Raw genomic sequence first — 21,449 nt, 5'->3', positions numbered from 1 at the left:
AGTAGAATATGAGGAATTCTAAAAAATTTCTGTAATAGCACTAAAATTTTTTAATTTTGCTGGCTTTTAGGCTCCCATTTATTATATTCTGTATTCATAATGACAATGTCTACTCTTCTATTAAGTCTTCTATGTTCTTCTGAGTCATTTGGAACAACAGGCCTGTATTCCCCATATCCTACTGCAGAAATTCTGGCAGGTTCTATACCTACTTCATTTACTAATATTTTCACTACATTAGTTGCTCTTATAACAGACAGTTCCCAGTTTGAATCAAATTTATTATTGTGTATTGGGAGGTCATCAGTAAAACCTTCCACTCTAATATGATTTGGAAGACTTTTTAACATATCACCTATTTTTATTAAAACCTCTTTCTCTTCCGGATGTACATCAGCAGAACCTAAATCAAAAAGAAGAGAATCCTGCATACTTATTACAAGTCCTCTTTCATCTATATAACTTGTTACCATACCTTGAAGATTGTTTTCTTTTATAAAACCGTTCAATTGCTTTTCAATTTCTCCCAAACTATTTTTGTCTCCACTATTACCTTGAACAAAGCTGCTCCCACTATACTGGCCTATCACGTAATCAGTTCCAGTAAAAGTTTTGCTTAAAGAACTGGCAATTTGAGCAAATTTGGTAGCATTAATAGTACTTATAGTATACATCACTATAAAAAATATTAAAAGTAAAGTAATCATATCAGAATAAGTAAGCAGCCATCTTTCGTTATTTGGCTTTGATTCATCTTCCAACCTCTTCATTTAATTCAACACTACCTTTCTGAGGTATATTTTTTCGCTGCGCTTGTGTAATAAATGTCATTAACTTTCTCTCTAAAATCTTTGGATTTTCACCAGCTTGCAGTGAAAGACTTCCTTCTAATATCAATTCTCTTTCCGTCCTTTTAATATGAGCTCTATTTTTTAATTTTTGAGCAATAGGAAGCCACAACAAGTTTGCAGAACTGACACCATAAAGTGTAGCTATAAATGCTACCGCTATAGAAGGACCTAATTTGTCTGGTTCACTTAAATTACTTAACACGTGAACGAGTCCCATAACTGTTCCTATGATACCCATTGTGGGTGCATAACCACCCGCAGATTCAAAAATACCTGCTTCCTTTTTTGCTTCCATATCCTCTATATATATTTTATTCTCCATTGTCGTTCTAATAAGTTCCATATCAGAACCATCAACAACTAATTCTAAACTTTCCTTTAAAATAGGGTCAAATTTTTTTATTTCTTCAGACTCAATCTCTGATTCGAGGCTTAAAAGTCCTTCGCTTCTTGCTTTTTGAGCCAAATAAGTAAAATACTTTATTATCTCAAGATAATTATCCTTTTCATTTTTAAAAGCCCTTGCTAAAAGCCCCGGCACTTTTTTAATGTCATCCATAGAATAAGAAGTTATAGTAGCACCTATAGTACCCCCAAAAACTATTAAAGCAGCTGAAACACCTATTAAAGAAGTAACAGTACCTCCCTCTAGTGTAAATGCATAAATCAAAGAGCCTACTCCAAGAACTATGCCCACTATTGTTGCTATATCCAAGTCCATCACCTTCCATTTAGAAATACACTCATTAATTTTTATCGACACATATTAAAAAAAAGTTATAGTTACTACACTTTTACAAAATAAATTTTTTTGATATATTTAATATGAACAGGAGGTTATATTTATGGCAATAATAACAGTAAGCAACGTGACAAAAAGTTACGGTATCGATATAATTCTACAAAATATTTCTTTTATAGTCAACGAAGGAGACAAAATAGGAGTAATAGGCGAAAATGGTGCTGGAAAATCCACTCTTTTTAACCTTTTAGCCGGTTTTACTGAAGTTGACAGTGGAACAATTTCAATTTCTGCAAATAAAATCGGATATCTACAACAAAATACTGTAATTGAATCTGAAAAAAGTATATATGAAGAAGTAAAAACAGTTTTTGATGAAATATTCCAATTAGAAAAGCAAATTAAATCTCTAGAGGAAAAAATCTCACAAACAAAAGATTCACATCTACTTGATAAACTTTTTTTGGAATATTCCTTTTTAACAGACAAGTACAATGAATTAGATGGTTATTCTGTAGAAAGTAAAATAAGAGGGGTTTTAAATGGATTAGGATTTGACGTGTCCCAATTTGATACACCTGTATCAACTTTAAGCGGCGGTCAAAAAACCCGTCTTATGCTGGCAAAAACTTTACTTTTAAGTCCAGATGTCCTATTATTAGACGAACCTACCAATCACTTAGACATAAACTCAATAGAATGGCTAGAGCAATATTTAAAATTTTATAATGGTACAATTTTAATTATATCCCATGATAGGTATTTCTTGGATAAAATTGTCACTCGAATATTTGAAATTGAAAATACTCATTTAAGTGTTTACGAAGGCAATTACACAGAATATTTAAAAAGAAAAAAATTGGAAATGGAAGCAAAGTTAAAAGCTTATGAAGAACAGCAAAAAGAAATAAAAAGAATAAAATCTATTATACAGATTCAAAAAAACCGTAGAACAGAAAAATCAGTAAAAATGGCGGAAAGCAAGCAAAAACTATTGGAAAAGATGGAAATAATAGAAAAGCCAGTGATAAATAATAAATCTATCAACTTGCGTTTTGATTTCGATTTAGAAAGCGGAAATGATGTATTGACAGTCAAAAATTTGTCTTTACGCTTTGACAGACAAATTTTCTCCAATGTATCTTTTGAAATAAAAAAAGGGGAAAAAATTGCCCTTTTAGGGCCAAACGGAATAGGAAAAAGCTCTCTTTTAAAAATATTAGTGGGGGAAATTGACAATTTTGAAGGGGAAATTAAATTTGGCACAAACGTAATAACAGGTTATTACGAACAAGAATTTAAAAGTTTAAATGCTGAAAAAACAGCCATTGATGAAATATGGGATGAAAATCCATATCTTACTCAAACAGAAGTGAGGACATTATTAGCTTCTTTTCTTTTTAGAGAAGAAGATGTCTTTAAAACTATCTCTACACTAAGTGGTGGTGAAAAGGCAAGGCTTTCATTGCTAAAGCTCATCCTTTCAAAAGCGAATTTTCTACTTATGGATGAACCAACTAACCATTTAGATTTAAAAGCAAAAGAAGTATTAGAAGAAGCTTTGTTAGATTATACTGGAACTTTATTATTTGTCTCCCATGACAGATATTTTATAGACAAAATTGCTACAAAAGTGATGATTTTGACACCTCAAGGTGTAGAAGTATACTTAGGTAATTACAGCTATTATATAGAAAAGAAAAACCAGCTTAACGAAAAAAAAGAAGAAACAATCAAAAAAACAAAAACACAGATAAAAAACGAAAGGTATAAAGAAAGATTAGCTAAACTTAAGTTAAAGCAGCAAAAAGAGTATCTGAAAAACCTTGAAAATTCAATTTATCAAGCTGAAGAAAGAATAAAATATTTGGAAGAAAAAATGTGTGATGCTAAAATTTATAAAACAGGAGAAATTGTAGAAATACAAAAAGAATACAACGCCCTTAAAAGCAAATTAGAACAAATGTATGAAGAATGGGAAAATTTAAGCGGGTAAAAACCCGCTTTAGTATCCTTTATCTAAATTTACAATATTTCTCAAAGGTCTTCCTTCTTTATAAGCTATCAAATTTTCTCTTAAAATTTCCATCGCTCTTTTCATGTATAAAGGCGTGACCCCTGCAATGTGAGGAGTGATTATCACATTTTCCATATCCCACAAAGGGCTGTCCTCACTTAAAGGCTCTTCTTCAAACACATCCAACGCAGCTCCCTTTATAGCTTTATTCTTGAGGGCATTTATAAGAGCTGATTCATCTACTACTTTGCCTCTTCCCACATTTATAAAATAGCTATCATTTTTCATTTTATTAAACACATTTTCTCCTATCAAATGATAAGTATCTTTAGTCAAAGGAAGTATAGATATTACATAATCGGCAAGTGGCAATATATCACAATCTTCAATAGAGGTATACATTTTTTCCACATACAAAGAAGGTTTGCCCGAATTTCTTATACCATAGACCTTCATGCCAAATTCTTTTAAAAGTCTTGCAATTTCCTCTCCTATGCTTCCTACTCCTATTATCAAAGCAGTCTTACCTGTAAGCTCTGAAACCCTAACAGATCTATCCCATACTTTTTTCATTTGATTTCTTACAAAAACGTTAAGGGCTCTCTCAAACATAAGCATATAGCCTATGACTTGTTGTGAAATTTGATATTTGTGGACATCTCTAGAATTAGTAACTATTACCTTCATTTCTTTCAGTTTTTCAAAAGGAAGAGTATCTGCTCCCGCACTCAAAAGATGAATCCATTTAAGGTTTGAAGCCTTGTCCACAATATTGGAATAAAATTCAAAGTCAAAGCTTATGATAATCTCTGTATCTTTTACATACTTTTCAGCCTCTTCCTCATTTTGAACGTAAAGAACGTCATATCCCTCCATTTGCTCTTTAATTTCTTTTATGTAATTGTCATTTAATTTTGTGAAAAGCAAAATATTTCTCATAATAACCCCCCTAAGCTTTAAAATTTTGATTTATTTTTAATATATTTTCATTCTATTTTATTACAGTAAATACAATGAAATATATTTAAGCACAATATCCACAAAGTTATCCACAGACCTTAAAAGGCAGTACATCATAAACTTCGACAGATTTCCACATTTTCAACAGTCAAATTCTTTCCCCAATCTTTAAGTAAGGAATGGCATTTAAATCCAAGCCAGATGTTTTCCCTTTTATAAAGTCATAATAGGCGGCAGCAGCTATCATTGCCCCATTGTCTGTACAATAAATTTTATCAGGATAATGGACTCTTATTCCAATTTTCTTCGCTTCTTCTCCTAATTTTTCCCTCAAAAAACTATTAGAAGCTACCCCTCCTGCTATAGAAATTTTGCCAATATTTTTCCTCTTTGCTGCATCAATTAATTTTTTTACCAAGACCTCCACCACATTTCTTTGAAAACTAGCCGCCACATCATAAATATTCACCTCTTCTCCTTTTTGCTTTTGCCTGTTTAAATAGTTTAAAACTGCTGTTTTAAGCCCACTAAAACTAAAATCAAAATTTCCTTCCTCCATAAAAGATTTGGGAAACTCAATAGCTTCCATATTCCCCAGCTTTGCAGCCCTTTCAATAGCAGGCCCTCCAGGATATCCCAAGCCCAAAGCTCTTGCTACTTTGTCAAAGGCTTCTCCTGCTGCATCGTCCATTGTCTGTCCCATTACTTCGTACTCTCCATAATTTTTTACAAAAACAATGTGGCTATGTCCACCGGAAGCCACAAGACAAATAAAAGGAGGAGCAAAATCACCCCCTAAGTAATTTGCAGCTATGTGGGCTTCTATATGATTTACTCCTACAAAAGGCTTATTTTTTGCATACGCTAAAGCTTTACCATATGACAAACCGACTAAAAGAGCACCAACTAATCCTGGTCCATATGTAGCCGCAATTACATCTATTTCATCAAGACTTAGCTGGGCTTTTTCTAATGCTTCTGCCACTACGAAAGATATTACTTCAATATGCTTTCTTGAAGCTATTTCTGGCACTACCCCACCATATTTTTTGTGAATCTCTATTTGAGAATATATTACGTTCGACAATACTTCTTTGCCGTTTTTTACAACTCCTGCAGCTGTTTCATCGCAGGAAGATTCTATTCCTAAAATAATTATATCTTTCTCCATTATTCCACCACCATCACAAGTCGTATTTCCACATTATAATTGCATCCTCATTATTATCTTGATAATAGCCTTTTCTTCTACCTAATTGTCTAAAGCCATATTTTGCATACAAATGTTGCGCTGTTATATTTGATTCTCTCACCTCTAATGTCATGGCAGTTATTCCATTTTTCTTAGCAAGGTCAATTAAACCTTCCATAATTTTACTTCCAATTCCTTTAGATCTGTATTCCGGATGAACTGCTATATTGGTTATATGACCTTCATCTACAACCACCCAAAATCCTCCATAACCCACAATTTTGTTGTCAACTTCCGCCACTATATACTTAGCACAGCTGTTCTTTGTAACTTCACTTATAAAAGCTTCTTTAGACCAAGGAGTGCTAAAACTTAGCTTTTCAATTTCCAAGACCTCCTCCACATCTTCTTTCCTCATAGGCCTTATAATAACATCCATTAATTAACTCCCCTCGCCACTTAAACGAATTTCAGCAGCCGATTTCCTTATATACATCGGCTTGAAATCAAAGTAACTAATCACTTCTCCTTTTTTTATCTTTTGAATAGCAAGCTCTCCTATGGAAGCTGCTCTTGCCATGTTATCTTTGTCCTTTGCAAATAAAGCTTTACCCCTTATCATCTCTTGTAATTTATCTTTATAGGAATAAACACCCTCTCCTACGAACAACACTTTGTCAGAATAATTGCTTACCAACTCCGTAATTTCCTCTAAAGAATACACCCCAGCATCTATTAAAACTTCAAAATTACCACCTCTTATCAGCATTCCATAAACATTTTCATTTAAAGCATCTATGACAGGGCATATTAATCCTTCAAATTCACTGACATTATATGCAAGAGCTAAAAGAGAAGATACTCCTACAATAGGTATGTTAAGAGCATGAGCCAAACCTTTTGCAGTGGCAGCACCAATTCTAAGCCCTGTAAAAGAGCCCGGTCCTTCTGAAACAGCCACATGAGTTATTTGATTTATCGGTACTTCACACTTTTTAAGTAGTTCATCTATCATAGGCATTAAAATTACTGAATGCCTTAGATAATTTATAGAGTATTCTCCTATTATCCCCTTTTCATCTACTAATGCAACAGTAGCAGTTTTAGAAGAAGAATCTATTGCCAAAATTTTCATTGCCCCATCTCCTTTAAAAGCTCCTCATATCGTCTCCCAAAATCTTTAAATAAAATAACTCTTTCATCTTCTTTTTCTCCTTTTTGAATTATCACTTCTAACCTTTCTTTCGGAAGTAAAGGTCCTAACCTTTCAGGCCATTCAATTGCACAAACTCCTTCGTCATAAAAATATTCCTCATAACCTATGTCATAAAGGGCTGTGTAATCATCTAACCTATATAAATCAAAATGATAGAGAGGAATCCTGCCTCTATGTTCATTGACTAAAGTAAAAGTCGGGCTGGTAATTGGCTCATTTATTTCTAACCCCTTTGCAATTCCCTTGGTAAAAACAGTTTTGCCACTCCCCAGCTCACCATATAAAAGAATTATATCTCCACTCCTTAACAGCCTTCCTAATTTTTCTCCTAAAGCAATGGTCTCATCTCTATTTTTGCAAATATAAGTCTTCTTCACCAATTCTCACCCCACTCGTTATAACTTTATTATATACTATCTTTTAACAAATTAAAAAGAAAAATAATCCCCAGCATGCGCTGAGGATTCTCAAAAAAATCAATGTTTCAAAACTGGTGAAAGCTTTTTATATATCAATAAAGTGATTAACGAAAGCATAATTCCTTTTAGCACATTGAAAGGAAAAATACCATATGCTATAAGGGTTCTCACATCCACTATGTTTTTATTTGCAGCCTTACTCATACCAATGATAGCATCCATAGGCCATCCCATAACTTTTTGGTACAAAGGCAGAAAAACATAATAATTCAAAAGTGAAGCAGTAAAAGCCATCACTACTGTAGCAATTGCCATAGATATAAGGGCATTTTTTCGCGTCTTATTGAATTGATATATTATGCCTGCTGTGTATACAAATATAGAACCCACAGAAAAATTTGCAATTTCTCCAATGCCACCCGATTGAGTTATAGTAGCATGGATTATGTTTTTAATAAGCTCGACCATTACACCATATAAAGGTCCCATAGCAAAAGAAGCAACTAATGCAGGTACGTCACTAAAATCCAGCTTTAAAAAGCCAGGGAATAGAGGTACCTGAAATTCCAAGTACATCAGTATAAAAGCTGTAGCAGAAAGAAATCCCACTTTTACTATGGCTTGTGTTTTGGTTTTTTCCACAATTCATCCCTCCAATTTTATTTACTAAAAAAATCCTGAAGATAAATCTTCAGGATTTTTGTGATTTATTTCACAAAAATAGGCACAAAAAGAAAATCTTCTCCCCTCCAGACTTTCACTGTCGGCTTTGGAATTTCACCAAATCGACCGCAGGCGCGGCTCGCGGGCTATACCGCCGGTCGGGAATTTCACCCTGCCCCGAAGATTTACCTTCATCTTTTCAATTTTAACTTTATTCTCTCACTTTTATCTCTCTTTGTCAATAGTTTTTGTGAAAAATTTTTAATTTATTTTCATAAGCTTATAACTGTGCCTGCTTTTCCCTCTAAAGCTTCTAATGCTTTGCCTAAAGAAGTAATTATAGCTCGCCTTCCTACTTTTGACTTTGCAAACCTCACTGCTGCTTTAACTTTTGGAAACATACTGCCTGGTGCAAAATGGCCTTCTTCCATGTATTTTATTGCCTCTTCCACTGTCATTTTGTCAAGAAACTTTTGATTTGGCTTGTTGTAATTTATTGCTACCTTTTCAACAGCTGTAAGAATTAACAGCACATCTGCATCAATATCTTCTGCCAATTTTTCAGAAGCCAAATCCTTGTCTATTACGGCAGCTACTCCTTTTAAATTGCCATTTTCCTTAATAACAGGGATTCCTCCTCCCCCAACTGTTATTACTATTACCCCATTTTTTTCAAGTAACTTTATTGTATTAAGTTCTACAATTTCTTTGGGGTCAGGGGAGGGAACAACTCTTCTGTATCCTCTTCCACTGTCTTCCACCATTTCATAACCTTTTTCTTTTATTAAAACTTCAGCTTCCTCTTTTGTATAAAAAGGTCCTATCGGCTTTGTAGGTTTTTCAAAAGCAGGGTCATTTTTATCCACTACAACCTGTGTTATAATAGTTGCTACTTCTTTTCTGATATTTCTCTCCTTCAAAACTTCCCCCAATGCCTGTTGAATCATATATCCTATCATACCCTGGCTCTCTGCCCCACACACATCAAAAGGCATTGCAGGGACAACTTTTGATGCGACTTCATTTTGTATGACTATATTCCCCACCTGAGGACCATTGCCATGAGTAATTACAACAGAATACCCTTTTTCAATTATATCCACTAAATACCCCGCTGTCCTCTTCACTACTTCCATTTGAGCCTCTGCAGTAGGAGGCGTATTCACATCCTGCAGAGCGTTCCCTCCTAAGGCAATAACAACTTTTTCCCTCATAATGTCCTCCCCTGTAACCAATTTTAAAGCAGAGTAGCAATCATCACAGCTTTAATTGTATGTTTTCTATTTTCTGCTTGGTCCCACACTCTAGATTGTTTACCTTCTATAACATCAAAAGTAACTTCTTGTCCTTTTACTGCGGGCAGGCAATGCAAAAATATAGTATCTTCTCTTCCTGTCTTTTTCATCATTTCCTCATTCACTTGAAAAGGTCTCAAAAGAGCTTCCCTCTCTGTAGCCTTTGCTTCTTCTCCCATTGACGCCCACACATCGGTGTAAATAGCATCTGCACCTTCAAGGCCCTCTCCTGGCACACTAGTAAGTTCAAAAGTTCCTCCATTTTCAGCTGCCATTTGCCTGATTTCATCTATGAACTCCTGTGAAGGCCACAATTCTTTTGGAGAATTAATCACATAATGCATCCCCATCTTAGCGCAGCCTACCGCTAAAGTATTAGCCATGTTATTCCTTCCATCCCCTACAAATACAAGCTTTCTTCCTTTTAAATTCCCAAATTCTTCTTCTATTGTCATAAGGTCAGCCAAAACTTGAGTTGGATGATATTCGTCAGTTAAGCCATTGTACACAGGAACACCTGCATATTTTGCCAAAATTTCCACGGTCTCCTGTTTAAACCCTCTAAATTCTATTGCATCAAACATTCTTCCTAAAACTCTTGCAGTATCCTCTATTGATTCTTTAGCTCCCAACTGAATGTCATCTGTTGATAAAAATACTGGATGTCCTCCTTCTTCACCAAAGGCAGTTTCAAAAGCGCATCTCGTTCTTGTGGACCTCTTTTCAAAAATGAGAGCAATAGTCTTACCTAAAAATCTTTGATGTACAACCCCTGCTTTTCTCTCTGCTTTTACTTGTTTAGCAATGTCTAAAATATATGTTATTTCTTGAGGGATGTAATCTTTTAAAGTTAATAAACTCCTGCCCTTTAAATTAAATGCCATAGTCATCCTCCTTTTAGTAATTTTACTTTATTAATTTTATATTATCTTACCCTATTAGTCAAAAGGTTTATATATCTTCTCTCTTTAAAGGCATCGACATACACCTTGGGCCACCGCGTCCCCTCACTAATTCAGAGCCTTCAATTTCAATAACTTTTATTCCATGATTTACTAAGGTGGTGTTGGTTATCTCATTTCTGTTATATGCCATTACAACTCCTGGAGCAATGGCCAAGGTATTCGTGCTGTCATTCCACTGTTCTCTTGCTCCTGTTATCTCGTCACCTCCTCCACTTTCAATTAAATTGACTTTATCAAGGCCTAATGAAGTCTCTAAAACTTTTGTAAAGTCTTCTTCTACCTTCACTCTAATTGTTCCCTTTTCTCCTCTTGTAATCCTATAAACCTTCAATTTTTCTTTTATACCAGGATATATTAAAAATTTGTCCACATCCACCATAGTAAAAACTGTATCAAGATGCATAAAAGTTCGTTTTTTTGGAATTTCTAAAGCGATTATCTCTTGTAACTCTTCTCCTCTCTCTAAAAGAGTAAGAGAAATTTCTTCAATTGCCTGTGGGGAGGTTCTTTCACTTATTCCAATAGCTATTACTTTTTTGCTGAGAACTAACACGTCTCCCCCCTCAATAGGATACTCTGAACGATAATCATACCACAATAGATTCTCCTGTACTTTTAAAGTCTTAGAATGCTTAAAAACATACTTAAGCAACATGGCTTCTCTCTTTCGAGCAGTTGTCTTCATACTGCTTATCATCACACCATTGCCAATGACCGCAGCAGGGTCTCTCATAAAATAGCAGTTTGGCAAAGGATTTATAAAAAATGGGGAATCCTTATAGACATAATCCACCAAAGATTGAGGCTCCACCTCATGCACTTCTTTTTTCAAAAGTCCTGCAATAGCGTAGTCCACTATTTCCTTGGGGGTTCTTTCCTTTAAAAAATTTGTAATTGTTTTCTTAACTTCTAAAGAAGTATTCATATATGAAACCAAATCATATATAAAAAACTCTTTTATTCCAGTATCCTGTAAAACCTCTTCCAATAAATCTTCTAAATAATAAACTGTCACTCCGTTTTCTTTTAAAGCTTGCGCAAATTTGTCGTGTTCCTCCTGAATCCTTTTAAGCCAGGGAATATCATCAAAAAGAAGCTCACTTAAAAACTCAGGGGTCAACCTTTCTAATTCTTTACCAGGCCTATGAAGGAGGACAGACTTTAATTTTCCAATCTCAGAATAGACTCGCAAGCAATTTGTGTTTTTCTCCAACTCTGTAACCCCCTCTGTCCCTTTTACTATACTACCTATCCATCAACTTTATACACCTATAGTATAAATCAATAAAATAACTTTTGCAATTTAACTCAGTAAATTAATGTAAACGTTTTGTATAAAAATAATTTAAAAAAATCTTTTGTTTGTAAAGTTTTAAATAATTATTCAAATATCCCAAGATAAAGCCTTAAAAATTCCCCAAATAAAACATGGCATGAATAAAAATAAATCATAGAATTTCAGACTGCATAAAAAATTTTTTAAAGTTATAAAAAATTATGAGGCTATTTATTCAGACTCCTCTAAATAAATAGCCCCATGACAGTTTATGCTTTATGTACTAATTTCCCATTAATAAATACATATTTTGTCCTTGTCTTCACTTCCAATGGATCTCCATCAAAGACTACAATATCAGCGTCTTTCCCTTTTTCAATGCTTCCCACCCTGTCGTCAACTCCTAAAATTTTCGCAGGGTTTATGGTGATGGCTTTTAAAGCCTCCATTTCATCCATACCATCCTTTACAGCTAAAGCAGCACATAGAGGCAAGTAATTGAGAGGTATTACAGGGTGGTCTGTCATTATCGCAACTGTAAGTCCTGCTTTTGAAAGAATACCTGCTGTCTTAAAGCTTAGATTTACAAGCTCAATCTTTGACCTTTCAGACAATGAAGGTCCCACAATAACTTTAGCATTTTCTTTCACCAATTCATCAACAATTAAATGGCCATCAGTACAATGGTCAATGGTTATATCTACATTAAATTCTTTTGCAATTCTTAAAGCTGTAAAAATATCATCTGCTCTATGAGCATGAGCTTTCAGTGGAATTTCTCTCTTTAATACTTTTACCAATGCTTCAAGACCTAAGTCCCTTTCAGGCTTTTTGTCTTCCTCTGCATGCTCCATCTTTTCCATGTACTCCTGAGCTTTTATAAGCTCTTGCCTTAAAAGAGCCGCAACCGCCATTCTAGTTGAAGGCATTTTATGCTGCTCATGGTAAACGGATTTAGGATTTTCACCAAAAGCGACTTTTATCGCTGCTGGTTCTTTTACTATCATATCATCTATTCTTTTACCATAAGTTTTTATAATTGCAAACTGTCCTCCTATAACATTAGCACTGCCAGGACCTGTCGCAACTGTCGTAACCCCTGCTTGATAAGCCTCTTCAAAATATTTATCCATTGGATTTATTCCATCAATTGCCCTAAGTTGCGGAGTTATAGGGTCTGTCGCTTCATTTCCATCTGCTCCTTCAAATCCCATAGCATTTTCCCACATTCCAAGATGGCAATGAGCATCAATCAAACCAGGCATAACAGTTAAGCCTTGTACATCAATCACTTCTGCATCTAAAGGAGCAATTAAATCTTCTCCAACATCAACAATTTTTCCATTGTCAATGAGTACATCTCCTTTTTCATAAATTTTGCCGGCCATTGTCAGGATTTTCCCACCTTTTAATAAGTACATATAATTCCCCCCTGAATTCATTATATATTAACATTATAGCACAATGAAACAATTTTATGAAATCATTATCTTTACAAAACATATTCACTAAACTTTTCTGTTCAACCACGTCAAACCTTACTTTTTTAAAGTTTTTTTAATTTTTCCATTATGACATCTTTTTTATAAACCCCTATTAAAAACAATAATACTGCGATAATTGCAACGATTCCTGCCATAAAGTAATTTTTATTCCCCAAATTTGCCCCTATATAGGCAGAAAAAAATATGCCTGGAAGTCTCGCAAAAAGAGTAATGATGAAAAAATTGTAAAACTTAACCGGTGTAATTCCTGCAATGTAGGAAAGGGCATCTTTAGGCATTCCAGGTATAAAAAACAACAAAAAAAGAATAGTTTCTCCTTTAGGATTGTTTATAATATAATCAAATTTTTTCAAATTTTCCTCTGAAACAATACTTCTCACAAAATTATAACCCAAAACTCTCGCTATCAAAAAGCAAATAAGAGAACCTATAGTAATACCTATGACAGAATATAAAGTGCCTAAAAAAGTCCCAAAAAGGTATCCCCCTGCAATTTGCACTACTTCTCCCGGTATGGCAAATATAACTACTTGAAGTATTTGAACTCCTATAAATACAATAACACTAAACTTACCAAAGCTGTGTATCCACTGCCTAAATTCATAAGGGTTGTCAATTAACAAAACAAAATTCCTTCCAAAAGTTGCCATAACAACCACTAGGGTAATGGCAAAAATGACTACTAAAAATAAATTTATTACATAAGTTTTGTGCATTTTCATCCATTTACACCTCAATTTTTTATCCATTTCTCTTTTTTCTTTTTACAAAATAATCGTAAAGTTGCGAAACATCCCTACCAGCATAATTCAAATATTTTCTTCCCTTTCCACGTACAAAAGGTAACAAGCGTTTTCCATACTTTTTCCCTGCTCCTAACATAAGCCCTGTCCCTATGCCATACATAATAATTTTTTTAATAGACCTTTTAATAGCATTTTGAGAGCCCGGGCCAAAAACACTAAAGATAAATCCGACTTTACCTTTATTACCTCCAACCCATTTGGCTTTTGACATTTTTCTCCCCCGTTTTCTTACGGTCCTATGTTTGTAATTTTATTATAGGATTCATTCAAAGCCATGTCAATAAAAGCACTGTCTATACAAAAAACCGGCATTTTACTGCCGGTTTTGCAACATCCAATTGCCTATGTATTTTTTAATCATTTCCCTCTACTTCTTCATCGGTGCCGTATACACTGTTTGTGACTGTCTCATTTGTATTTGCGTACACATCCTGAGATACTGTACTTTCCTCAGAATTATTTTCTATTTCCGTTTGATTCTCTTCTTCAATTTCTATATCTCCTGTTTCTTTATCGTAATTTACTTTTCCCCCTAAAATCTCAGATATAAATCTAACTGGCACAAATGTTCTATTACTTATTTCCATTGCCGGAACGTCTAAAGTATATTCTTTACCGTTTACTAAAACTTTTGTTTCACCTAAAACAAGTTGAATTGTTGTATCGCCTTTTGTAATAGTAACCGTCTTAGTCTCTCGATCCCAATCCACTTTTGCTCCCAAGCCGTTCATTACAGCTCGTACAGGAATTAATGTTCTTTCATCTTTTATCACTGGAGGTACGTCGTCAAATTTAATCTCTTTTTTGTTGACAAATACCTTACCTTTAAATTCCTTAGCTTTCACGCTAGCTTCTAATTTTGTCTGCGTTTGGACTTCTACCTTATTTTTAGTTTCTCCTTTTGCCTCTAATTTAGTTTCTGTTTTAATTTTTAGCTCATGTTTCGCCTTATCTGGCTTTGCATAGACTGTTAAAGCAGAAGAAAAAACGAGTAACCCCATAAGCACAAAAGCTAATATTTTCTTCATACTCTTCTTCCTCCTTTGTTTGATTTACCTTATTTTCACTATATAATTTCGGAGGAAGAAATAAATTTTTAGGGGGTACTAATTAAAAATTTTTTTATTTCATTGAAAGAGAAATTCTATTTCTCTCAATGTCAACACTTAAAACTCTCACTTTTACAATGTCTCCCACTGAAACCACATCAAGAGGATGTTTTATGTAGTTTTGAGACATCTCAGAAATGTGGACAAGCCCATCAGTATGAACCCCTATATCTACAAAGCAGCCAAAATCAGTGACATTTCTAACTGTTCCCATAAGCTCCATGCCTGGTTTTAGCTCATTTATAGTCATTACATCAGACCTCAAAATTGGCTTAGGCAAATCCTCTCTGGGATCTCTTCCAGGTTTTTTAAGCTCTGAAACTATATCATAAAGAGTAGGAAGTCCTATATCGTATTCCTCTGAAATCCTCTCTAATCCGTATTCTTCTAGAGAATTAGCAAAATCTTTTAACTTTTTTCTATCTAGTTTTTCTTTCTCATATCCAAATTTTTTCAAAAGTTTTTCTAAGGTTTCGTAACGCTCTGGGTGAACTGCTGTTGAGTCAAAGATATTGTCACCGTCCAAAATTCTCAAAAAACCCGCACATTGTGTAAAAGTAGTATCTCCTAACCTTTTTACATTTTTAAGCTGCTCCCTATTTGTAAATTTCCCTATTTGATTTCTATATTCTACAATATTCTTGGCGATAGCAGCATTTATTCCTGAAACGTATTTTAATAAGGATACTGATGCAGTGTTTAAATCAACTCCTACGCTGTTTACACAATCTTCTACAACACCGTTTAAAGCATCTCCCAGTTTTTTCTGGTCTACATCGTGTTGATACTGTCCTACCCCGATGGACTTGGGATCAATTTTCACAAGCTCTGCCAATGGGTCTTGAAGCCTTCTTGCCAGTGAAATAGCTCCTCTTAAACTTACGTTTATATCAGGAAATTCCTCTGTACCTATTGGAGAAGCAGAATAGACTGATGCCCCTGCTTCATTCACTATCACATATTTTACTTCTCTTGAAAGTTCTTTTATAAGCTCTGCTATAAACATTTCACTCTCTCTTGAAGCAGTTCCATTTCCCAAAGCGATTAAAGTGACATTGTATTTTTCTATTAACTCTTTTAAAACCTTTTTAGAATTTTCAAAATCATTTTGAGGAGGAGTAGGGTAGATTGTTGCAGTATCCAAAAGTTTTCCCGTTTCATCCACAATGGCAATCTTGCACCCTGTCCTATACGCTGGGTCGAATCCCATAACAACGTGTCCTTTTATTGGCGGCTGGAGTAAAAGACTTTTTAGATTTTCTTTAAAAACTATTATTGCCTTTTCTTCTGCTTTTTCCGTAAGAGTATTCCTTATTTCCCTCTCTATTGAAGGAGCAATAAGCCTTTTATAGGAATCTTCAATTGCCTTCTTATAATACTCTGCAAATATTGAAGCTTTATTTACTTTTGATTCTATAAGCCTATTTATTATCCTTTCACTATCTATCTCAATTTTTACAGATATGTATTTTTCCCTTTCTGCCCTATTTATCGCCAGTATTCTATGAGGCGGTATTGTCTTTACAGCTTCTTTATAGTCATAATACATCTCATAGGGAGACCTTTCTTGTTTTAACGCCTGTGTCACTATAATTCCGTTATTCCACGTAAAACTTCTTATGTATTTTCTTATATCAGCGTCATCAGATATATCCTCTGCAATTATATCCATTGCCCCTTGGTATGCTTCTTCAACTGTTGGAACATTTTCATTAAGATAAGGCTTTGCGTATTCCTCTACATCCCCATCTGTTACCTCATTTGAAGAAATAACCTTTGCAAGAGGTTCCAAGCCTTTTTCTTTCGCAATGGTCGCCCTTGTCCTTCTTTTTGGCCTAAAAGGCCTGTATATGTCCTCCACCTCTTGTAAAGTTGTAGCATTTTCTATTTTTGCTTTTATCTCCTCTGTCAGTTTTCCCTGTTCATCAATTAACCTTATAGTATCCTGTTTCTTCTCTTCAAGGTTTCTCAAATATGTAAGTCGGTCATAAAAATTTCTTAAAACCTCATCTGACAAACTTCCTGTTGCTTCTTTCCTGTACCTTGCAATAAAAGGAATTGTATTTCCTTCATCAATAAGCTTTATTGTATTTTCCACTTGAAAGTCTTTAAGATTAAATTCTTTTTTTAATGTTTCTTTTACTCTATCCATAACTTACCCCTTTCTCACATAAATTTAAAGGGATACCTTTTTAAGATATCCCTTTGGTTTGTTGACAAAGCTCTATTTTTGTTGGCATTTTGCATCGTTCTCTCCAGTAACATCGCAGACTAAACTGGCGCTCGACCTCGGGCTCAAGCGGGGTTCCGGGCACATTCGGCATCCGTGCCTCAGGTGCCCGCCTCCGCCATCCTTGGCTTCGGCCCCGCTTTCGCCTCTCAGTCTCGCTAAGTTTAGTTACTGCTCTGTTAAGTCACTCACTTATGCAAAATGCCAACATATCATAAAGACTTTGTCCACAGTCTGAAAGGGATACCTGCTTAGGATATCCCCTGGGATTTCTGTTTGAGATAAGCATTTATGAAACCGTCTATTTCTCCATCCATCACTGCCTGAACATTTCCCACTTCGTAATTTGTCCTGTGGTCTTTAACAAGGGTATAAGGCTGGAAGACATACGACCTTATTTGGTTGCCCCATGCCGCCTCTCTGTGCTCTCCTTTTAAGTCTTCGATTTTTTCTTTCTTCTCTTTCATCATGAGGTCCAAAAGTTTAGCTTTAAGCATTTTCATGGCAGTCTCTCTGTTTGAAATCTGAGACCTTTCACTTTGACATGAAACCACTATGCCTGTTGGAAGGTGAGTAATCCTTACAGCAGACTCCGTCTTATTTACATACTGTCCTCCCGCACCCGAAGCCCTATAAGTGTCAATTTTTAAATCCTCAGGCCTTATTTCCACTTCAATATCATTTTCTAATTCAGGAAGTACTTCCACAAGTGCAAATGAAGTATGCCTTCTACCTGCCGCATCAAAAGGAGATATCCTCACAAGGCGGTGAACACCCGCCTCTGATTTAAGATATCCATAGGCAAAAGGCCCTTTTATCATAAGAGTGACACTTTTTATTCCTGCTTCTTCTCCTTGCAAATAGTCAAGGGTTTCTACTTCAAAACCTTTGTCATTAGCCCATCTTGTATACATGCGAAGTAACATCTCCGCCCAGTCTTGAGCCTCTGTACCACCTGAGCCTGCATGAATAGAAAGTATGGCATTGTTTTTATCATAGGGGCCATTTAATAGGGTTTTTATCTTTAAATCCTCTAACTTTTTCTTGAGCTCTTTGTATTCCTTGTCTACTTCATCAGTTATCGACTCATCCCCTTCTTCTAAACCCAATTCAATAAGTGTATTTAAGTCTTCCCATTTTGACACAAGAGAATTGTACTCTTCTAAAAGTTCTTTTAAGGCTTTTTGTTTTTTAGCTAATTCCTGTGACTTTTTTATATCGCTCCAAAAAGCAGGATCAGACATCTTTTTGTCTATTTCTTCTATTTCTCTTTTGACACTTTCTATGTCAAAGAGAAACCCCCATTTCTTTTATTTCTTCAATCATGTTTGAAACTTCTGCTTTGTAGTCTTGCAACAAACCGCATCTCTCCTTTTTAGTATTTTATATTGGCACCACAACATTTTTTATATTTTTTACCACTGCCACAAGGACATGGGTCATTTCTGCCAACTTTTTTGCCTTTAACAACTGGCTGTTTTTTCTCTTCTGCGTCTACATTAGTGGAAATAGGTTTCGCCACCTGTTCTCTTTGAATCATATTGTCTTTATTAATTTGAATGTGATACAAGAATTTAACAGTATCCTCTTGTATGCTTTGTATCAAGTCTTCAAACATATCAAAAGCTATTTTTTTGTACTCAATAAGAGGGTCTACCTGTCCATAAGCTCTTAAGCCTATGCCTTGACGCAATTGGTCCATTTCGTCTATGTGGTCCATCCACTTAGTATCTACAACTCTTAAAAGAACTATTCTTTCGATTTCCCTCATTTGTTCTGGACCAATTTCTGCCTCTTTTTTCTCATACTGTCTTACTGCCTCTTCATATATTATGTCAGTCAAAACCTCTTTGTCAAGCCTATCTATATCAACATCAATAACCACGCTGTCTTTTTCAAGGAACATGTCGTAAAGATGGTCTAAAAGCCCTTTTATATCCCATTCCTCAGGATACTTACTTCCTGCAGTATATATCTCAACATTTCTCTCTATTATACTTTTTACCATCTCAAGAATAGACTCTTTTAAGTTTTCACCTTCAAGTACCTTTCTCCTTTGGGCATATATTATCTCTCTTTGTTTGTTCATTACATCGTCATACTGCAAAACGTGTTTTCTAGTGTCAAAGTTTATACCCTCTACCTTTTTCTGGGCCTGCTCTATTTGTTTTGTCAAAATCTTATGCTCTATGGGCTGGTCATCATCAATTCCCAGACTGTCCATCATGTTCTTTACTCTTTCTGAGCCAAAAAGTCTCATCAGGTCGTCTTCTAAAGATATATAAAATCTTGATTCTCCTGGGTCACCTTGACGGCCTGCACGTCCTCTCAACTGATTGTCTATTCTCCTAGCTTCGTGCCTTTCAGTACCTATAATGTAAAGCCCACCCAGCTTTACAACCTCATCGTGTTCTTTTTCAGTCTCTTTTTTCGCCTCTTCAAGAAGCTCAAAATATCTCTCGCGGGCTTTTTTAACTTCCTCGCCTGAAACAGGGCCATATCCTGCAGCTTCGTTAATAATTTCTTTTGAGTAGCCCTCCTCAAGCATCTTTTTCTTAGCTATAAATTCAGGATTACCTCCTAAAAGGATATCAGTACCACGGCCTGCCATGTTTGTAGCAATTGTAACTGCTCCTTTTCTTCCTGCCTGTGCTATTATCTCTGCTTCTTTTTCATGGTACTTTGCATTTAATACTTGATGAGGTATCCCTCTTTTCTTTAACATGGCGCTTAATTTTTCAGATTTTTCAATAGAAATTGTACCAACTAGAACAGGCTGACCTTTTTTATGATGTTCTACAATGTCCTCAACAACAGCTTTAAACTTGGCTTCTTCTGTTTTGTATATCACATCAGGATGGTCTATTCTTATCATCGGCTTATTAGTCGGTATTACTACAACATCTAATCCATAAATAGCCCTAAATTCTTGCTCTTCTGTTTGAGCTGTACCTGTCATACCAGCTAATTTTTTATACATTCTAAAGTAATTCTGGAATGTTATGGTGGCTAAAGTTTTGCTTTCTCTTTCTACCTTAACCCCTTCCTTTGCCTCAATAGCCTGATGGAGGCCTTCACTGTACCTTCTCCCAAACATAAGCCTTCCTGTAAATTCGTCCACTATGATGACTTGACCATCTTTTACCACATAGTCTATATCTCTTTTCATTATAGCATGGGCCTTTAAGGCTTGGTTAATGTGGTGAGAAATTTCCATATTTTCAATATCAGCAAGGTTTTTAATTCCAAAAAATTTTTCTGCCTTAACTATCCCTTTTTCAGTCAAACTTACAGCCTTTGCTTTTTCATCAACTACATAATCTTCATCTTTTCTCAAAGTCCTCACAAATCTGTCAGCTAATTTATACATATCTGTGGATTTTTCGCCTATGCCAGATATGATAAGAGGAGTCCTTGCCTCGTCTATCAGTATGCTATCTACCTCGTCTACTATAGCATAATTAAGTTCTCTTTGCACCATGTCTTCTTTGTATATAACCATGTTGTCTCTTAAATAATCAAAACCGAATTCGTTGTTGGTTCCATAGGTTATATCAGCAGCATAGGCTTTTTTTCTTTCTTCAGGGCCCATATCGTGAAGTATTACTCCAACGCTCAGCCCCAAAAACTCGTATATCTTGCCCATCCAATCGCGGTCTCTTTTTGCCAAGTAATCATTGACAGTTACAATGTGAACTCCTTTGCCCTCTAAAGCATTAAGATATGCAGGTAATGTCGCGACAAGGGTTTTACCTTCACCAGTTTTCATTTCAGCAATGCGTCCTTGGTGAAGGACAATGCCGCCTATCACCTGCACTCTAAAATGTTTCATTTTAAGAGTTCTCCAAGCGGCCTCTCTTACCACCGCAAAAGCCTCGGGAAGTATATCATCAAGAGTTTCACCATTTTTCAATCTATTTTTAAATTCATCTGTTTTCGCCCTAAGCTCTGCATCCGTAAGTCTTGCCATTTGATCTTCATATGACAAAACCTTATCGGCAATTGGTTCCAATCTCTTAACTTCTCTTTCACTGTAGCTGCCAAATATTTTTTCAACTAAGCCCAACATTTTTATCACCTTCTAAGGTTATTAATCAACTATATATTATATCACTATGAAATCTCAATGACAATAAAAAACAGTCTTTTTAAAGAATATTTTATATAAATTGCAATATTAAATGCAACACCTAATGAAAATCA

General features: G+C 35.1%; 19 protein-coding genes and 1 riboswitch. Of the genes, 1 reads left to right on the top strand and 18 read right to left on the bottom strand.

What is annotated here, in order from left to right; genetic code table 11:
* Positions 1 to 50: 50 nt before the first annotated feature.
* A complete protein-coding gene (locus M663_RS0109040) occupies positions 51 to 770 on the bottom strand; it encodes a flagellar motor protein MotB (RefSeq protein ID WP_029688683.1) in 720 nt (239 codons plus the stop codon).
* A complete protein-coding gene (locus tag M663_RS0109035) occupies positions 751 to 1,572 on the bottom strand; it encodes a flagellar motor protein (protein ID WP_029688682.1) in 822 nt (273 codons plus the stop codon). Before M663_RS0109035 ends, M663_RS0109040 begins: the two co-directional genes overlap by 20 nt.
* Before the next feature lie 124 nt (positions 1,573 to 1,696).
* Between M663_RS0109035 and abc-f the strand changes: the two genes are divergently transcribed.
* Positions 1,697 to 3,589 (top strand): ABC-F type ribosomal protection protein, encoded by a 1,893-nt coding sequence (gene abc-f / locus M663_RS0109030; protein WP_029688681.1) that lies wholly within the window; start codon positions 1,697 to 1,699, stop codon positions 3,587 to 3,589.
* A 9-nt stretch (positions 3,590 to 3,598) separates the two neighbouring features.
* Here the strand turns inward: abc-f and M663_RS0109025 are convergent, their stop codons facing one another.
* The 16 genes from M663_RS0109025 to secA form a co-directional block, all read right to left on the bottom strand.
* Positions 3,599 to 4,549 (bottom strand): D-2-hydroxyacid dehydrogenase, encoded by a 951-nt coding sequence (locus tag M663_RS0109025; protein WP_029688680.1) that lies wholly within the window; start codon positions 4,547 to 4,549, stop codon positions 3,599 to 3,601.
* A 169-nt stretch (positions 4,550 to 4,718) separates the two neighbouring features.
* The gene (tsaD, locus tag M663_RS0109020; protein WP_003866845.1) at positions 4,719 to 5,741 is read right to left on the bottom strand and encodes a tRNA (adenosine(37)-N6)-threonylcarbamoyltransferase complex transferase subunit TsaD; all 1,023 of its coding nucleotides are present in this window, start codon (positions 5,739 to 5,741) and stop codon (positions 4,719 to 4,721) included.
* A 13-nt stretch (positions 5,742 to 5,754) separates the two neighbouring features.
* Positions 5,755 to 6,201 carry a ribosomal protein S18-alanine N-acetyltransferase gene (gene rimI, locus M663_RS0109015; protein ID WP_003866846.1) on the bottom strand — a complete coding sequence of 149 codons (447 nt, stop codon included), beginning with the start codon at positions 6,199 to 6,201 and terminating at the stop codon, positions 5,755 to 5,757.
* Positions 6,202 to 6,204: 3 nt separating this feature from the next.
* Positions 6,205 to 6,897, bottom strand: a complete 693-nt coding sequence (gene tsaB, locus M663_RS0109010; protein WP_003866847.1) for a tRNA (adenosine(37)-N6)-threonylcarbamoyltransferase complex dimerization subunit type 1 TsaB — start codon at positions 6,895 to 6,897, stop codon at positions 6,205 to 6,207.
* The gene (gene tsaE / locus M663_RS0109005; RefSeq protein WP_003866848.1) at positions 6,894 to 7,355 is read right to left on the bottom strand and encodes a tRNA (adenosine(37)-N6)-threonylcarbamoyltransferase complex ATPase subunit type 1 TsaE; all 462 of its coding nucleotides are present in this window, start codon (positions 7,353 to 7,355) and stop codon (positions 6,894 to 6,896) included. The genes tsaB and tsaE overlap by 4 nt, the downstream gene beginning before the upstream one ends.
* 99 nt (positions 7,356 to 7,454) lie before the next feature.
* Entirely contained in the window at positions 7,455 to 8,039 is a 585-nt protein-coding gene (locus tag M663_RS0109000) for an ECF transporter S component (protein ID WP_003869315.1), read from the bottom strand.
* A gap of 91 nt (positions 8,040 to 8,130) precedes the next feature.
* Positions 8,131 to 8,249, bottom strand: a riboswitch (FMN riboswitch).
* 83 nt (positions 8,250 to 8,332) lie between these two features.
* On the bottom strand, positions 8,333 to 9,274 hold the full coding sequence (arcC, locus tag M663_RS0108995) for a carbamate kinase (protein ID WP_003866850.1): 942 nt from the start codon (positions 9,272 to 9,274) through the stop codon (positions 8,333 to 8,335).
* A gap of 23 nt (positions 9,275 to 9,297) precedes the next feature.
* Positions 9,298 to 10,239 carry an ornithine carbamoyltransferase gene (gene argF / locus M663_RS0108990; protein ID WP_029688679.1) on the bottom strand — a complete coding sequence of 314 codons (942 nt, stop codon included), beginning with the start codon at positions 10,237 to 10,239 and terminating at the stop codon, positions 9,298 to 9,300.
* A 67-nt stretch (positions 10,240 to 10,306) separates the two neighbouring features.
* On the bottom strand, positions 10,307 to 11,533 hold the full coding sequence (gene arcA / locus M663_RS0108985; RefSeq protein WP_004400816.1) for an arginine deiminase: 1,227 nt from the start codon (positions 11,531 to 11,533) through the stop codon (positions 10,307 to 10,309).
* Between the two features lie 332 nt (positions 11,534 to 11,865).
* Positions 11,866 to 13,017 carry an amidohydrolase gene (locus M663_RS0108980; RefSeq protein ID WP_012269577.1) on the bottom strand — a complete coding sequence of 384 codons (1,152 nt, stop codon included), beginning with the start codon at positions 13,015 to 13,017 and terminating at the stop codon, positions 11,866 to 11,868.
* Between the two features lie 125 nt (positions 13,018 to 13,142).
* Positions 13,143 to 13,823 (bottom strand): TVP38/TMEM64 family protein, encoded by a 681-nt coding sequence (locus M663_RS0108975; RefSeq protein WP_029688678.1) that lies wholly within the window; start codon positions 13,821 to 13,823, stop codon positions 13,143 to 13,145.
* 19 nt (positions 13,824 to 13,842) lie between these two features.
* A complete protein-coding gene (locus tag M663_RS0108970; RefSeq protein WP_029688677.1) occupies positions 13,843 to 14,118 on the bottom strand; it encodes a hypothetical protein in 276 nt (91 codons plus the stop codon).
* Positions 14,119 to 14,260: 142 nt separating this feature from the next.
* Entirely contained in the window at positions 14,261 to 14,935 is a 675-nt protein-coding gene (locus M663_RS0108965; protein WP_029688676.1) for a copper amine oxidase N-terminal domain-containing protein, read from the bottom strand.
* A gap of 94 nt (positions 14,936 to 15,029) precedes the next feature.
* Positions 15,030 to 17,168: a Tex family protein gene (locus M663_RS0108960; RefSeq protein ID WP_029688675.1), complete on the bottom strand. Its 2,139-nt coding sequence runs from the start codon at positions 17,166 to 17,168 to the stop codon at positions 15,030 to 15,032.
* Positions 17,169 to 17,497: 329 nt separating this feature from the next.
* A protein-coding gene (gene prfB, locus M663_RS0108955; RefSeq protein ID WP_273702681.1) for a peptide chain release factor 2 occupies positions 17,498 to 18,605 on the bottom strand; the annotation gives its coding sequence in 2 pieces (ribosomal slippage) (positions 17,498 to 18,535 and positions 18,537 to 18,605; 1,107 coding nt in all).
* Between the two features lie 16 nt (positions 18,606 to 18,621).
* A complete protein-coding gene (secA, locus tag M663_RS0108950; RefSeq protein ID WP_029688673.1) occupies positions 18,622 to 21,315 on the bottom strand; it encodes a preprotein translocase subunit SecA in 2,694 nt (897 codons plus the stop codon).
* Between the last annotated feature and the right edge of the window lie 134 nt (positions 21,316 to 21,449).

Origin of the sequence: Thermoanaerobacter sp. A7A (assembly GCF_000445185.1) — a bacterium.
GTDB lineage: Bacteria > Bacillota > Thermoanaerobacteria > Thermoanaerobacterales > Thermoanaerobacteraceae > Thermoanaerobacter.
This window is presented reverse-complemented; position numbering and strand designations above follow the sequence as displayed.